This window comes from Bradyrhizobium sp. SZCCT0148 (genome assembly GCF_018129985.1).
In the GTDB taxonomy this organism is placed as follows: Bacteria; Pseudomonadota; Alphaproteobacteria; order Rhizobiales; family Xanthobacteraceae; genus Bradyrhizobium; species Bradyrhizobium japonicum_H.
The window spans coordinates 100,849-114,885 of the sequence record NZ_JAFCKT010000002.1 but is presented as its reverse complement, the minus strand read 5'-3'; the positions used below and the strand labels follow the sequence as shown (position 1 = coordinate 114,885).

The 14,037-nt window shown below is 64.2% G+C and carries 14 protein-coding genes; 7 read left to right on the top strand and 7 right to left on the bottom strand.

Going from position 1 to position 14,037, the window contains the following annotated elements:
• Positions 1 to 10: 10 nt before the first annotated feature.
• From JQ580_RS08955 to sdhC, 4 genes are all read right to left on the bottom strand, one after another.
• A complete protein-coding gene (locus JQ580_RS08955) occupies positions 11 to 793 on the bottom strand; it encodes a succinate dehydrogenase iron-sulfur subunit (protein ID WP_094890228.1) in 783 nt (260 codons plus the stop codon).
• A gap of 100 nt (positions 794 to 893) precedes the next feature.
• Positions 894 to 2,735 carry a succinate dehydrogenase flavoprotein subunit gene (sdhA, locus tag JQ580_RS08950; RefSeq protein WP_212279452.1) on the bottom strand — a complete coding sequence of 614 codons (1,842 nt, stop codon included), beginning with the start codon at positions 2,733 to 2,735 and terminating at the stop codon, positions 894 to 896.
• Positions 2,736 to 2,738: 3 nt separating this feature from the next.
• Positions 2,739 to 3,143, bottom strand: a complete 405-nt coding sequence (gene sdhD, locus JQ580_RS08945; protein WP_212279450.1) for a succinate dehydrogenase, hydrophobic membrane anchor protein — start codon at positions 3,141 to 3,143, stop codon at positions 2,739 to 2,741.
• Complete coding sequence (gene sdhC / locus JQ580_RS08940; protein WP_212279448.1) at positions 3,140 to 3,538, bottom strand: succinate dehydrogenase, cytochrome b556 subunit; 399 nt, start codon at positions 3,536 to 3,538, stop codon at positions 3,140 to 3,142. Before sdhC ends, sdhD begins: the two co-directional genes overlap by 4 nt.
• Positions 3,539 to 4,055: 517 nt before the next feature.
• Here sdhC and JQ580_RS08935 point away from each other — a divergent pair.
• Positions 4,056 to 4,916: a sulfite exporter TauE/SafE family protein gene (locus tag JQ580_RS08935; protein ID WP_212279446.1), complete on the top strand. Its 861-nt coding sequence runs from the start codon at positions 4,056 to 4,058 to the stop codon at positions 4,914 to 4,916.
• 112 nt (positions 4,917 to 5,028) lie between these two features.
• Here the strand turns inward: JQ580_RS08935 and JQ580_RS08930 are convergent, their stop codons facing one another.
• A complete protein-coding gene (locus JQ580_RS08930; RefSeq protein WP_212279444.1) occupies positions 5,029 to 6,558 on the bottom strand; it encodes a malonate--CoA ligase in 1,530 nt (509 codons plus the stop codon).
• Between the two features lie 85 nt (positions 6,559 to 6,643).
• Between JQ580_RS08930 and JQ580_RS08925 the strand changes: the two genes are divergently transcribed.
• From JQ580_RS08925 to JQ580_RS08910, 4 genes are all read left to right on the top strand, one after another.
• Positions 6,644 to 7,405 (top strand): SDR family oxidoreductase, encoded by a 762-nt coding sequence (locus JQ580_RS08925; protein ID WP_212279443.1) that lies wholly within the window; start codon positions 6,644 to 6,646, stop codon positions 7,403 to 7,405.
• Between the two features lie 330 nt (positions 7,406 to 7,735).
• Entirely contained in the window at positions 7,736 to 8,290 is a 555-nt protein-coding gene (locus JQ580_RS08920) for a fasciclin domain-containing protein (protein ID WP_212279441.1), read from the top strand.
• A gap of 182 nt (positions 8,291 to 8,472) precedes the next feature.
• Positions 8,473 to 9,102 (top strand): cytochrome b/b6 domain-containing protein, encoded by a 630-nt coding sequence (locus tag JQ580_RS08915; protein WP_212279439.1) that lies wholly within the window; start codon positions 8,473 to 8,475, stop codon positions 9,100 to 9,102.
• Positions 9,103 to 9,172: 70 nt separating this feature from the next.
• Entirely contained in the window at positions 9,173 to 9,955 is a 783-nt protein-coding gene (locus JQ580_RS08910; RefSeq protein WP_212279437.1) for a molybdopterin-binding protein, read from the top strand.
• A 102-nt stretch (positions 9,956 to 10,057) separates the two neighbouring features.
• On the opposite strand, the gene JQ580_RS08905 is transcribed toward JQ580_RS08910, so the two are convergent.
• Complete coding sequence (locus JQ580_RS08905) at positions 10,058 to 11,260, bottom strand: YbfB/YjiJ family MFS transporter (RefSeq protein WP_212279435.1); 1,203 nt, start codon at positions 11,258 to 11,260, stop codon at positions 10,058 to 10,060.
• Positions 11,261 to 11,523: 263 nt separating this feature from the next.
• On the opposite strand from JQ580_RS08905, the gene leuB reads away from it, so the two are divergent.
• Both leuB and JQ580_RS08895 read left to right on the top strand, forming a co-directional pair.
• Positions 11,524 to 12,636, top strand: coding sequence for a 3-isopropylmalate dehydrogenase (leuB, locus tag JQ580_RS08900; RefSeq protein ID WP_212279433.1), 1,113 nt, complete (start codon positions 11,524 to 11,526; stop codon positions 12,634 to 12,636).
• 132 nt (positions 12,637 to 12,768) lie between these two features.
• Complete coding sequence (locus JQ580_RS08895; RefSeq protein WP_212279431.1) at positions 12,769 to 13,404, top strand: DapH/DapD/GlmU-related protein; 636 nt, start codon at positions 12,769 to 12,771, stop codon at positions 13,402 to 13,404.
• Between the two features lie 171 nt (positions 13,405 to 13,575).
• On the opposite strand, the gene JQ580_RS08890 is transcribed toward JQ580_RS08895, so the two are convergent.
• On the bottom strand, positions 13,576 to 13,998 hold the full coding sequence (locus tag JQ580_RS08890; RefSeq protein WP_249134066.1) for a hypothetical protein: 423 nt from the start codon (positions 13,996 to 13,998) through the stop codon (positions 13,576 to 13,578).
• Positions 13,999 to 14,037 lie beyond the last annotated feature (39 nt).

The following is a 14,037-nucleotide window of genomic DNA, read 5'->3' as shown; positions in this document are numbered from 1 at the left end:
GCAGCGCTCGTCAGATCTGGCGCTCGACCATCTTGAGCTTGAGCTCGGCGATGGCCTCGGCCGGGTTCAATCCCTTCGGGCACGCCTTGGCGCAGTTCATGATGGTGTGGCAGCGGTAGAGGCGGAACGGATCCTCGAGATTGTCGAGCCGCTCGCCGGTCGCCTCGTCGCGCGAATCGGACACCCAGCGGTTGGCCTGAAGCAGCGCGGCGGGACCGAGATAGCGCTCGCTGTTCCACCAATAGCTCGGGCACGAGGTCGAGCAGCAGGCGCACAGGATGCACTCGTAGAGGCCGTCGAGCTTCTCGCGGTCCTCGTGGCTCTGCTTCCATTCCTTCTGCGGCGTCGGCGATGTGGTCTTCAGCCACGGCTCGACCGAGGCATATTGCGCGTAGAAATTGGTGAGGTCGGGCACGAGGTCCTTGACCACCGGCTGGTGCGGCAGCGGATTGATCTTCACCGCGCCGTCCTTCACGTCGTGCATCGAGCGGGTGCAGGCCAGCGTGTTCTGGCCGTCGATGTTCATGGCGCAGGAGCCGCAAACGCCTTCGCGGCAGGAGCGGCGGAAGGTCAGCGACGGATCGATGTGGTTCTTGATCCAGATCAGGCCGTCCAGCACCATCGGACCGCAATCATTGGTGTCGACGTAATAGGTGTCGACGCTCGGATTCTTGCCGTCGTCCGGGTTCCAGCGATAGACGCGAAACTCGCGGGTCTCGGTCGCGCCCGCGGGCTTCGGCCAGGTCTTGCCGCCAGTGATCTTGGAGTTCTTCGGAAGTGCGAATTCAACCATTAGTCCTGCCTCTGGTTTCTTTCGTCATGCGCAGGCTTGACCCGTGCATCCATCTTTAGGAGTGGATTGCCGGGTCAAGCCCGGCAATGACGAGCAGTCATCAGTAAACGCGCGCCTTGGGCGGGATGTACTGCACGTCGTTCGTCATGGTGTAGTCGTGAACCGGGCGATACTCGATCCTGACCTTGCCGGAGTCCTCCAGCCAAGCCAGCGTGTGCTTCATCCAGTTCTTGTCGTCCCGCTCGGAGAAGTCCTCGCGCGCATGCGCGCCGCGGCTCTCGGTGCGGTTTGCGGCCGAGTTCATCGTCACCACCGCCTGCGAGATCAGATTGTCGAATTCGAGCGTCTCGACGAGGTCCGAATTCCACACCAGCGAGCGATCGGACACGGCGATGTCGGTGATGCCGCTGTGAACCTTCTCGATCAGGTTCTGGCCTTCACTAAGGACTTCGCCGGTGCGGAACACCGCGCAATTGGTCTGCATCACGTTCTGCATGCCTTCGCGCAGCTTCGCGGTCGGCGTGCCGCCGGAGGCGTAGCGGTAATGGTCGAGGCGACTTAGCGCGAGATCCGACGAGTTCGCCGGCAGCTCGGGCTGCTTGGCGTTCGGCGTCAGTTTCTCGGCGAGACGGAGCGCCGCGGCGCGGCCGAACACGACGAGATCGATCAGCGAGTTGGAGCCGAGGCGGTTGGCGCCGTGCACCGAGACGCAGGCGGCTTCGCCGATCGCCATCAGGCCGGGGATGATGGCGTTGTCGTCGCCGTCCTTCTTGGTCAGCACTTCGCCGTGATAGTTGGTGGGGATGCCGCCCATGTTGTAGTGCACGGTCGGCACGATCGGGATCGGCTCGCGCGTCACGTCGACATTGGCGAAGATCTTTGCGGATTCGGAGATGCCCGGCAGCCGCTCGGCCAGCACCGCGGGATCGAGATGGTCGAGATGAAGGAAGATGTGGTCCTTCCTCTTGCCGACGCCGCGTCCCTCGCGGATCTCGATCGTCATCGCGCGCGAGACGACGTCGCGCGAAGCGAGGTCCTTGGCCGACGGCGCGTAGCGCTCCATGAAGCGCTCGCCTTCGGAGTTGACGAGATAGCCGCCTTCGCCGCGCGCACCCTCGGTGACGAGACAGCCCGAGCCGTAGATGCCGGTCGGGTGGAACTGCACGAACTCCATGTCCTGCATCGGCAGGCCGGCGCGCAGCACCATGCCGCCGCCGTCGCCCGTGCATGTATGGGCCGAGGTGCAGGACGCATAGGCGCGGCCGTAGCCGCCGGTCGCGAGGATCACGGTCTGGGCGCGGAAACGGTGCAGCGTGCCGTCGTCGAGCTTGAGCGCGATGACGCCGCGGCAGGTGCCCTGGTCGTCCATGATCAGATCGATGGCGAAGAACTCGATGAAGAACTCGGCGGCGTGGCGCAGCGACTGGCCGTACATCGTGTGCAGCATGGCGTGGCCGGTGCGGTCAGCGGCGGCGCAGGTGCGCTGTGCCTGGCCCTTGCCGAAGTCCATCGTCATGCCGCCGAACGGGCGCTGGTAGATCTTGCCGTCCTCGGTGCGCGAGAACGGAACGCCCCAGTGCTCCAGCTCGTAGACCGCGTCGGGCGCGTTGCGCACCATGTATTCGATCGCGTCCTGGTCGCCGAGCCAGTCCGACCCCTTCACGGTGTCGTACATGTGCCAGCGCCAGTCGTCCTTGTGCATGTTGCCGAGCGAGGCGGAGATGCCGCCCTGCGCCGCGACCGTGTGCGAGCGGGTCGGAAACACCTTGGTGATGCAGGCCGTCTTCAGGCCCGCTTCGCTGCAGCCGACCACGGCGCGCAATCCCGCGCCGCCGGCACCGACCACGACCACGTCGTAGGTGTGGTCTTCGATCGGATAGGCTTTTCCGTTGGTGGCGGGAGCGCCGTTGGCCTTCGTGGCGGACGATGTTCCGGTTGCCATGGGTTACACTCCGGAGGAAAGTTTCAGGATCGCGTAGGTCGAGGCGAGCGCCACGGCGACCGAGAAGAAATTGTTGAGCATGATCGAGACGAGCTTCAGCTTCTCGTTATGGACGTAGTCCTCGATCACCACTTGCATGCCGATCTTCATGTGCCAGGCGCTGGCGAAGATGAAGAGGAGCAGGATCACCGCGACGGGAATGGAGCTCAGTGTCTGCGCAGCGTAGACCTGGTTGCGGCCGAGCAGCATAACGATGATCACCAGCGCCGGAATCATCAGCAGCGTCATGGCGACGGCGGTGATGCGCTGGCGCCAGAAATCGGACGTGCCGGAATGCGCGGCGCCGAGATTGCGGACGCGGCCGAGCGGGGTGCGCAGGCTGCGCTTCGGCGATTCGGATGCGCTCATCGGCCACCCCCGTTCGCATAGGCGACGATCCAGATCAGCACCGTCAGCGCGATGCCGCCGATCAGGGCGCCCCAGGTCAGCGCTTCCCGCTCGTTGGCTTTGAAGCCGTAGCCGAGGTCCCAGACGAAATGCCGGATGCCGCTGAGCATATGGTGCATCAGGGCCCAGGTGTAGCCAAACACGATCAGCCGTCCGATGATGCTGCCGGCGAAAGCTTGGACATGCGCGTAAGCAGCAGGGCCGGACGCCGCGGCAACCAGCCACCAGACCAGCAGCAGGGTTCCGAAATAGAGAGCAATACCGGTGGCGCGGTGGATGATGGACAGAGCCATCGTCAGCGTCCAGCGGTACACTTGCATGTGCGGTGAAAGTGGTCGTTCGATCCGTGCGGTCATGGGCTTTGATGTTTTATGGCGGCCCTGCAGGGGCGCGCGGGGATCGGAAAGGTCGGCTCTATTTACGGAGTCGATTTGGCCTGCGCAATCTCCAAATTGACATAAATCGAACGGTGGTTCAGCTCTAGGGCCTTGATGAAGCAAGGCCAATCAGTGGCTTGGTATACCAGAGCGTCGGTCCGCCAGCCAAATTGCGAATTTAAATTCACTCTTATACGAGGTACGCGAGGCACATTGAAATCACTATTGGAACGCCTCTAACCGTCGTCCAGACCTGTCGCTGCCTCACGTGGCTCCATGTGGCGCCGGCCACCCCTCTCCCGGGGTCGAGGCGATCTGGCCTCCCCTGCGCGCACTCTGTCCACTGCGGTTACGGATATGCGCGGCCCGCATCCCACCCCAGCCAGAACGTTGCGGGCGTCGACCGGGCTTATCAGATCGCCTACAGCTGCGAGCGTAGCCGTCTTCGAACCCGCGTCTCGGAGAAGTTGCGACCAGTCGCCGGGGCAGGTCAGGGGTGATTGCAGGACTTGATATCAAGGACATCGTCGAGCTCGCGCTGCTGCTGATCGCAACCGGGGCGTTGTCGGGATTCCTGGCCGGCGTGTTCGGCATTGGCGGCGGCGCTATTCTCGTGCCGGTGTTCTACGAATGCTTCCGCATTGCCGGCGTGCCGCTGGAGGCGCGCATGCCGCTTTGCGTCGGCACATCGCTCGCGGTCATCATCCCGACGTCGATCCGTTCGTTTCAGGCGCATTACAAGCGTGGCGCCGTCGATCTGTCGATTTTGCGCGCGTGGTGGTTGCCGATCGTGTTCGGCGTGATCGCCGGCAGCGTGGTCGCGCGCTTCGCGCCGGAGCGGCTGTTCAAGATCGTCTTCGTTGCCGTCGCCTATTCGGCGGCGGCGCGGCTCATCTTCGCGCGCGAAGGCTGGAAGTTCGGCGAAGATCTGCCGAAGGGCCCGCTGATGCGCGCCTACGGCTTCTGCGTCGGCATCCTCTCGACGCTGATGGGCATCGGCGGTGGGCTGTTCTCGAACCTCTTGATGACGTTCTACGGCCGTCCCATCCATCAGGCGGTCGCGACCTCATCGGCGCTGGCGGTCTTGATCTCGATCCCCGGCGCGCTCGGCTACATCTATGCCGGCTGGCCCGCGGCGGCGGACTATCCAGCCGTCGCAGCGCTGCAAGCGCCGTTCGCGCTCGGCTACGTCTCGTTGATCGGCGCGGTGCTGGTAATGCCGATGAGCCTCGTGACGGCGCCGCTCGGTGTGAAGGCTGCGCATGCGATGTCGAAGCGGACGCTCGAAGTGGCGTTCGGCTGCTATCTGTTCATCGTCGGCAGCAGATTTGTGATGAGCTTGCTGGGCGGGCAGTAGCCGCCGCACCCTCCGTCTTTGCGAGCGCAGCGAAGCAATCCAAAGTCTTTCCGCAGGGGCAGTCCGGATTGCTTCGCTGCGCTCGCAATGACGAGGAGAGAGCAACACACCCTCACTTCTTCGCGTAGATATCCTTGTACGTATCGCGCAAGATGTTCTTCTGTACCTTGCCCATCGTATTTCGCGGCAGTTCGTCCACGACGAAGACGCGCTTGGGCATCTTGAACTTCGCGATCCGTCCGTCGAGAGCGTTCAGCACGGCGGCTTCGGTGACATCGGCGCCCTTGTTGCAGACCAGCACTGCCGTAACGCCTTCGCCGAAATCGGCATGCGGCACGCCGATCACCGCGGATTCCACTACGCCTGGCATGGCGTCGATCTCGCTCTCGATCTCCTTGGGGTAGACGTTGAAGCCGCCGGAGATCACGAGATCCTTGCCGCGGCCGAGGATGTGCACGTAACCCTTGCCGTCGATCTTGCCGAGGTCGCCGGTGATGAAGAAGCCGTCGGGCCGGAATTCGGACTTGGTCTTCTCCGGCATGCGCCAGTAGCCCTTGAAGACGTTCGGGCCCTTGACCTCGATCATGCCGATTTCCTCGCGTGGCAGCTCCTTCCCGGTCTCGGGATCCGTCACGCGCACCGAAACACCCGGCAACGGGAAACCGACCGCGCCGGGGACACGCTCGCCGTCATAGGGGTTCGACGTGTTCATGTTGGTTTCGGTCATGCCGTAGCGCTCCAGCACGGCGTGGCCCGTCCGCGCCGACCATTCACGATGCGTTTCGGCAAGCAGCGGCGCCGAGCCCGAGATGAACAGGCGCATGTGCTTCGTGGTCTCGCGCGACAGCGCCGAATTCTGCAGCAGGCGCGTGTAGAAGGTCGGCACGCCCATCAGCACCGTGGCCCGCGCCATCAGCTTGATGATCAAATCGGGGTCGAGCTTCGGCAGGAAGATCATCGAGGCTCGTGCGAACAGCGTCACGTTGGTCGCAACGAACAGGCCGTGGGTATGGTAGATCGGCAGCGCGTGGATCAGCACGTCCTTGTCGGTGAAGCGCCAGTAGTCGACCAGCGACAGCGAGTTCGACGCCAGATTATCGTGCGTCAGCATCGCGCCCTTCGAGCGGCCGGTGGTGCCCGAAGTGTAGAGGATCGCGGCGAGGTCGTCGTTGGCCCGGGCCACGGTGGTGAAGTCGGCGCTGGCCCTGTCGGCGGCTTCCGTCAGAGATCCCTTGCCGTCCGCTCCGAGCGTTTCGACCTTGGCCTTCACCTTGGCGGCGATCGGGGCGAGGCCTTCGGCCTTGGAGGGATCGCAGACGACCAGCGCGGGCTCGGCGTCGCCGATGAAGTAGTCGAGCTCGTTCAGCGTATAGGCGGTGTTGAGCGGCAGATAGACCGCGCCGGCCCTGACCGTGCCGAGATACAGCACGATATTGGCGACGGACTTTTCGACCTGCACCGCGACGCGGTCGCCGGGCTTCACGCCGCGCGCGACCAATACATTCGCCATCTGCCCGGCGCGCGCGATCAGGTCGCCATAGCTGATGTGGCCGCCGTCATGCGTCTCGATCGCGAGGCGCGCGGGGTTGTCGAGGCCATCGAACAGGCGGGAAAACAGATTGGCGTTGGCAACTGTGTTCATGCAACATTCCTCGCCGGCGAAGGCCGGTCAAACCGAGGGCTGGATTAGCAAAAACCGCCCCGATGAAGCAACGGAGACAGTTTGCATGTCCAAAAACGGGAAACGCGTGGCCTGGGTTACGGGTGGCGGCAGCGGCATCGGGGAGGCCGGCGCCGAGGCGCTGGCTGCCGACGGCTGGACGGTGGTGGTGTCGGGCCGGCGCAAGGACGCCCTCGATACCGTGGTCGCCAAGATCACCAAGGCAGGCGGGGTGGCGGAATCCATTGTGCTGGACGTCTCCAACGCCGCGGAAGCCCAAAAGGCCGCCGATCAGATCGTCGCGAAGCACGGCCGCATCGACCTCCTGGTCAACAATGCCGGTATCAACGTCCCCAAGCGCAGTTGGAAGGACATGGAACTGGAAGGCTGGGACCAACTCGTCCAGGTCAATCTCAACGGCGTGCTCTATTGCATGCGCGCGGTGCTGCCGACGATGCGCAAGCAGCAGGACGGCGCGATCATCAACGTCTCGTCCTGGGCCGGCCGTCACGTCTCGAAGATGCCGGGCCCGGCCTACACCACCACCAAACATGCGGTGCTGGCACTGACCCATTCCTTCAACATGGACGAATGCGTCAACGGCCTGCGCGCCTGCTGCCTGATGCCCGGCGAGGTGGCGACTCCCATCCTCAAGCTGCGCCCGGTGGTGCCGAGCGAGGAGGAGCAGGCCAAGATGCTGCAATCGGAAGATCTCGGCCGCACCATCGCGTTCATTGCAAGCATGCCGGCGCGCGTTTGCATCAACGAGATGCTGATCAGCCCCACGCATAATCGCGGATTCATTCAGACGCCGAACAACCGGGACTGAGGCGGGCGCGATCGGTGCAACGTGCACCGCTGCCGTGGGGTGGGCAAAGCGCAGCGGGCCCACCACGCGAAATCACAGGGGAGGTGGTGGGCACGGCGCTGCGCGCCTTTGCCACCCTGCCGCACCGTCCTTGACGCGCGCCAGACACGAACGCACCACTGCATAGTTTCAAGCATCACAAAGAATTTTTTTCCGAAACCGCACGGCGAACGCTCCCGTAGTTCGGTGCAACGACGGCGCTGCTGCTCCACGCCAAAAGGTCGCAGCCGCCGTTGTTGCCCCAACTCAAGACCGGCCATCGCCGGTTACAATTCAATCGGGAGACCCTCCATGTCGAAGCGCTTTGCCTATCTCGCTGCCGCTGCCTTCAGCGCCCTGACCATCACCGCGACCGTCGTCGCGCCTGCCCGCGCCGAGGAGAAGACCGTCATGGTCGGCGGCGCCGCGATGTTCCCGTCCAAGAATATCGTGCAGAACGCGGTCAATTCGAAGGACCACACCACGCTGGTGGCGGCGGTGAAGGCGGCCGGCCTGGTGCCGACGCTGGAAGGCAAGGGTCCGTTCACCGTGTTCGCGCCGACCAACGCCGCCTTCGGCAAGCTGCCGGCCGGCACCGTCGACAACCTGGTCAAGCCCGAGAACAAGGCGACGCTGACCAAGATCCTCACCTACCACGTCGTGCCCGGCAAGCTCGAAGCCTCCGACCTCAAGGACGGCCAGAAGCTTAAGACCGCCGAGGGCGAAGAGCTCACCGTGAAGAAGTCCGGCAGCTCCGTCATGATCGTCGACGCCAAGGGCGGCTCATCGACCGTCACGATCCCGAACGTCAACCAGTCGAACGGCGTGATCCACGTGGTCGACACCGTGCTGATGCCGGCGTCGTAACACCGCGAAACCCGGTTTCATCCCCCGACCGGATGCGACGAAACGGCGAGCCGGGGGCACCCGGCTCGCTTTTTTGTGACTACGATAGCCCACGGGCATCGATTCGATCGCCGGCGGGGCGTAACGAAACCGGAAGCATCGGCGTATAATTGCTGTCGCACGATCCCCAGGACGGAACCGCCATGTCGAGTCTCACAGTCGCCGACCAGCAGGTCGGCTCCACCCCGGCCAAAGTGATCCAGCCGGCCTGGGTCCGCGTCATGCACTGGACCAATGCCGTCGCCATGATCCTGATGATCCTGTCGGGCTGGCAGATCTACAACGCCTCGCCGCTGTTCGGCTTCAGTTTTCCGCGCGAGTACACGCTCGGCGGCTGGCTCGGCGGCGGCCTGCTCTGGCATTTTGCCGCGATGTGGCTGTTGATGATCAACGGCCTCGCCTACCTCGTCACGGGCTTCGGCACCGGCCGCTTCCGCAAGAAGCTGTTTCCAATCACCCCGTCGGGCGTACTCCACGACGTCAGGGCCGCGCTGACCTTCAAGCTCGGCCATGACGACCTCACAGTCTACAATTACGTGCAACGCCTGCTGTATGCCGGCATCATCCTGGTCGGCGTCCTGATCGTGCTCACGGGCTTGGGGATGTGGAAGCCGGTGCAGCTCTATTATCTCGTCGCGCTATTCGGCGACTACCCGACCGCGCGCTACATCCATTTCTTCTGCATGGCCGCGATCTGCGCGTTCCTCGTCGTTCACGTCCTGCTCGCGCTGCTGGTGCCGAAGAGCCTGCGCGCCATGATCATCGGTCGCTAGAGCATGATCCGGAAAAGTGTGAAGCGGTTTTCCGACAAGATCATGCTCAAAGTAGATATGTGAGGATAACATGGCCAAGCGTTCATTCCTGATCCCCGGCGTCGACAAGCGGCTCTTGATCAAGGACTCCATCAAGACCATGCCCGACGTCACCCGCCGCCGCTTCATCGCGGGCGGCGCCAGCCTGGGCGCGCTGACGCTGCTCACCGGCTGCGACGTGGTCGATTCGTCCTCGGCTGAAAACATGCTGGCCCGGATCTCGAAATTCAACGACGCGGTGCAGGCCTTCATCTTCAATCCAGACGCGCTGGCGCCGACCTTTCCCGAAAGCGCGATTACGAAGCCGTTTCCGTTCAACGCCTATTACGAACTCGACGATGCGCCTGACGTCTCGGCTGCGGACTGGAAGCTCGAAGTGCGCGGCCTTGTCGACAACAAGAAGTCGTGGACGCTGGAAGAACTGTATAAGCTGCCGCAGGTCTCGCAGATCACCCGCCACATCTGCGTCGAGGGCTGGAGCGCGATCGGCAGCTGGACCGGCACGCCCTTGCGCGATTTCCTCAAGCTGATCGGCGCCGACACGCGCGCCAAATACGTCTGGTTCCAGTGCGCCGACAAGGACGGCTACAATTCGCCGCTCGACATGCGCTCCGCCCTGCATCCGCAGACCCAGATGACGTTCAAATATGCCAACGAAATTCTGCCGCGCGCCTACGGCTTCCCGATGAAGATCCGCGTGCCGACAAAGCTCGGCTTCAAGAACCCGAAATACGTCGTCTCGATGGAAGTCACCAACGACTACAAGGGCGGCTATTGGGAAGACCAGGGGTATAATTCGTTCAGCGGCAGTTAGCACCGCTGTCGTCATTACGTAGGGTGGGCAAAGCAAAGCGTGCCCACGCATTTGAGCGGTTCGAGAGAGATGGCGGGCACCGCACAAGTGCGCCTTTGCCACCTACGGCACCGATTGCTTGGCCGGCCCCACCTTGCGCTGGCATAACGCCGCGACCGCCCCCAGCGCCAGTAATGCCGCCGAGACGTTGAGCGCGTAGCTCAAGCTCCCCAGCGCGTCGGTGATCGCGCCGACCACGATCGGCCCCAGCGTCTGGCCGACGCCGAACGAGATCGTCATTGCCGCGATTGCGGTCGGCCACATCGCAGGTGGATAGTTGAAGCGGACGAAGGCGGTGGTCGAACCGACCACGGCGAAGAAGGCGACGCCGAACACGATCGCCGAGACCGCGAGCCACGCCGGCGAATGCCCGAGCATCGGCAGCGCCGCACCCAGTGCGTTGGTGCCGAGGATGATGGCGGTGGCCAATCCGCCGCGATCCAGCGCCAGCACGCCGCGCCAGGCCCAGGGTGTGACGAAGGCGGACAGGCCGATCAGCCCCCAGAACGCCGCCTGTGCCGTGGCTCCACCGCCGCCGTCGCGCACATAGGCGATCATGAAGGTCATGTAGGCGATGTAGCCGGCGCCGAACAGGAAGTAGCCGGCGAGATAGATCAGCACGGGGAGTACCGCGAACGACGCGTGGCTGCCTTCGGAGAAGCGGACGCTGCTCTCGATGCGGATCAGGAACAGCGGGATGGTCATCGCGATGGACAGCAGCGTCAGCGCCCACCAGACGATCCACCATGAGCCCGGGCCGAAATATTGCAGCGTGAACGGGGCGATCAGCCCGGAGGACAGAATGCCGATGCCCGGCCCGGCATAGAACAGGCTGAGCAGGAAATTGGCCCGCTCGGGTCGCGACTGGGCGATGGTCGCCGCGAGCGCGCCACCGGCAACGAACCCGGCCGCGGCCCCGAGACCCAGCACGAGGCGCGCCAGGCTCAGCGCGACGAAATCTCCCGTCAGCGCACAGGTCGCGAGCGCGGCCACGCAGGCCAGGGTCCCGCCGCGGATCGCCGCGGACCAGCCGACGCGCTGGATCAGGCGCGAGGCCACCAGCGCGCCGACGAGATAGCCGACGGCGTTGATGGTGTTCATGAATCCGGCTGCCGAGTAGGACCAGCCGAGGTCATCCCGCATGTCCGGCAGCACCAGGGCATAGGCAAAGCGGCCGATTCCCAGCCCCACCGTCGCCGCCAGCGACAGGGTCAGGATCAGCCGCGCAGGATGTGCGTCGGGCGGGGGGCGATCAGGGGCGTGCAAGGGATACTCCGGCAGCCTGCACTGTGGCAGGCCCCGCCCGGCTTGCACAGCCGCGGCGCGGCAATGGTGTCTTGCCAAGCACGCAACGCCGCTCTAGCAATCCGGCCGAAATTCACGAGATGCCGTCATGCCCGGCCTTGTGCCGGGAATCCACGTTCTCTGCACCCAAGGCAAGACGTGGATGGCCGGGACATAGGCGAGCGGAAGCGACGCCGTCCTTAGGCCGGCTATGCCGGCCATGACGAAACGGAGGAAGAACGACCATGGCGACCCACAAACTGCTGCTGCTTCCCGGCGACGGTATCGGCCCCGAGGTGATGGGCGAGGTGAAGCGGCTGATCGACTGGCTCAATTCGGCCGGGATCGCCAAGTTCGAGACCGACACCGGCCTCGTCGGCGGCTCCGCCTATGATGCGCACAAGGTCTCGATCTCCGAGGGCGACATGGCCAAGGCGCTCGCCGCCGATGCCATCATCTTCGGCGCGGTCGGCGGTCCGAAGTGGGATGCGGTGCCCTACGAGGTTCGCCCGGAAGCCGGCCTGCTGCGCCTGCGCAAGGATCTGGCTTTGTTCGCCAACCTCCGCCCCGCCGTGTGCTATCCGGCGCTGGCGGACGCTTCGAGCCTGAAGCGTGAGGCGGTCGAAGGCCTCGACATCATGATCGTGCGCGAGCTCACCGGCGGCGTCTATTTCGGCGAACCCAAGACCATCACCGATCTCGGCAACGGCCAGAAGCGCGCCATCGATACCCAGGTCTACGACACCTATGAGATCGAGCGCATCGGCCGCGTCGCCTTCGAACTTGCGCGGAAGCGCAAGAACAAGGTGACGTCGATGGAGAAGCGCAACGTCATGAAGTCGGGCGTGCTCTGGAACGAGGTCATGACCCAGGTCCACGAGCGCGAATACCCCGACGTCACGCTCGAGCATCAGCTCGCCGATTCCGGCGGCATGATGCTGGTGAAGGCGCCGAAGCAGTTCGACGTCATCGTCACCGACAACCTGTTCGGCGACATGCTGTCCGACATCGCCGCGATGCTGACGGGCTCGCTCGGCATGCTGCCGTCGGCCTCGCTCGGCGAGGTCGATGTGAAGAGCAAGAAGCGCAAGGCGCTGTACGAGCCCGTGCACGGCTCGGCGCCTGATATCGCCGGCCGGGGCCTCGCCAATCCGATCGCGATGATCTCGTCCTTTGGCATGGCGCTGCGCTATTCCTTCGACATGGGCGCGCTCGCCGACAAGGTCGATGCCGCGATCGCCGCGGTGCTCGCCAGCGGCCTGCGCACCGCCGACATCAAGTCGGAGGGCACCACGGCCGCCTCGACCACGCAGATGGGCGAAGCGATCCTGAATGAATTGCAGAAGCTGCACGCGTGAGGTTTGCACGGCTTTTTGCAGGCTGGGCAAAGCGCAAGCGTGCCCACCACTTCCTGATTGTTGGATAGAGATGGTGGGCACGGCGCTTCACGCCTTTGCCCACCTTACGGCCCCTGCTCCCGGAGCTAAATCATGGACACGCCCCGGCCCAAGATCGCGGAAACCTTCATCCATGACACGGTGCGCCAGCGCGAGGCGCAGATCGGGCGGCGCTGCGAAATTCTCGGCAACACCCGCATCGAATATGCCTCGCTCGGCGACTACTCCTATCTCGGCGAGAATTGCGAGGTCGCCGACGCGCAAATCGGCAAGTTCACGGCCATCGCCAATTCGGTGCGGATCGGTGCGCCCAATCATCCGATGGGCCGGCCGTCGCAGCATCGCTTCACCTATTGCCCGGAATACTACGAAACGGGCGTGACGCGTGACCGTGACTTCTTCGCGGACCGTCGCGGCGACCGCGTCATCGTCGGCAATGATGTCTGGATCGGACACGCCGCCATCCTGCTGCCCGGCGTGACTGTCGGCGACGGCGCGGTGATCGCGGCAGGCGCGGTCGTCAGCCGCGACGTCGAGCCCTACACGATCGTCGGCGGCGTTCCCGCGCGCCCCATCCGCAAGCGTTTCCCTGATTCCGTCGCGGACAGCCTGCGCCGCATCGCGTGGTGGGATTGGCCGGATGAGCTCGTCTTCGAGCGCCTCGCCGATTTCCGCTCCGAAGCGATCGAGGAGTTCTGCAGGCGTTATGATCCGGCGGCGAACGCGTAAGGCGAATCTCGCTTGAACGACCGGTCTTGCAGGGTGCGAATAGCGACCCGTCCGCCGGAGCTCGAAGGCGGAAGCGTGCCCACGCATTCGTTGCGATCGAGAGCCTGCGGGTAACCCGCAAAAAATGGCCGGGCGCGAGCCCGGCCATTTTGATTCGGTCGATGACGCCGCTCAGTACAGCGGGAAATTCTGCGGGTAACCACCGACGTCATGCGGCGGCGAGAGCGGCTGACGGTCGATCGGGCGGTTCAGATTCTCGCGGGCGAACGACGGATAGCCCACGGCCGGCGGAAAGGCGTAATCGGAGAACTTGCGGTCGCCCGGATTGACCTCCGTGCCGCCGTCGAGCCATGAGCGCTTGCTGACATAGATACGGGTTCGGCCCTGCTGGTAGACGGTGTTGGGGCCGCTCGGGCCGTAATAGTGCCGGCCACGGTCGTCATAGCGCTTGGTCTTGTTGTCGGCCGAGGCGGGCGTCACGAGGGACGTTGCAATCACGGCGCCCGCTGCAAGCATGGTCGCCAATTTGGCAGAGAATTTCGAGCTCATCACGTCCCCTTCAGGCGGCAGGCCGCCAGTCGATTTCATCCCCATACTAGCCCGGCCGGGGTGCGCGCAACTAGGTCTATTGGG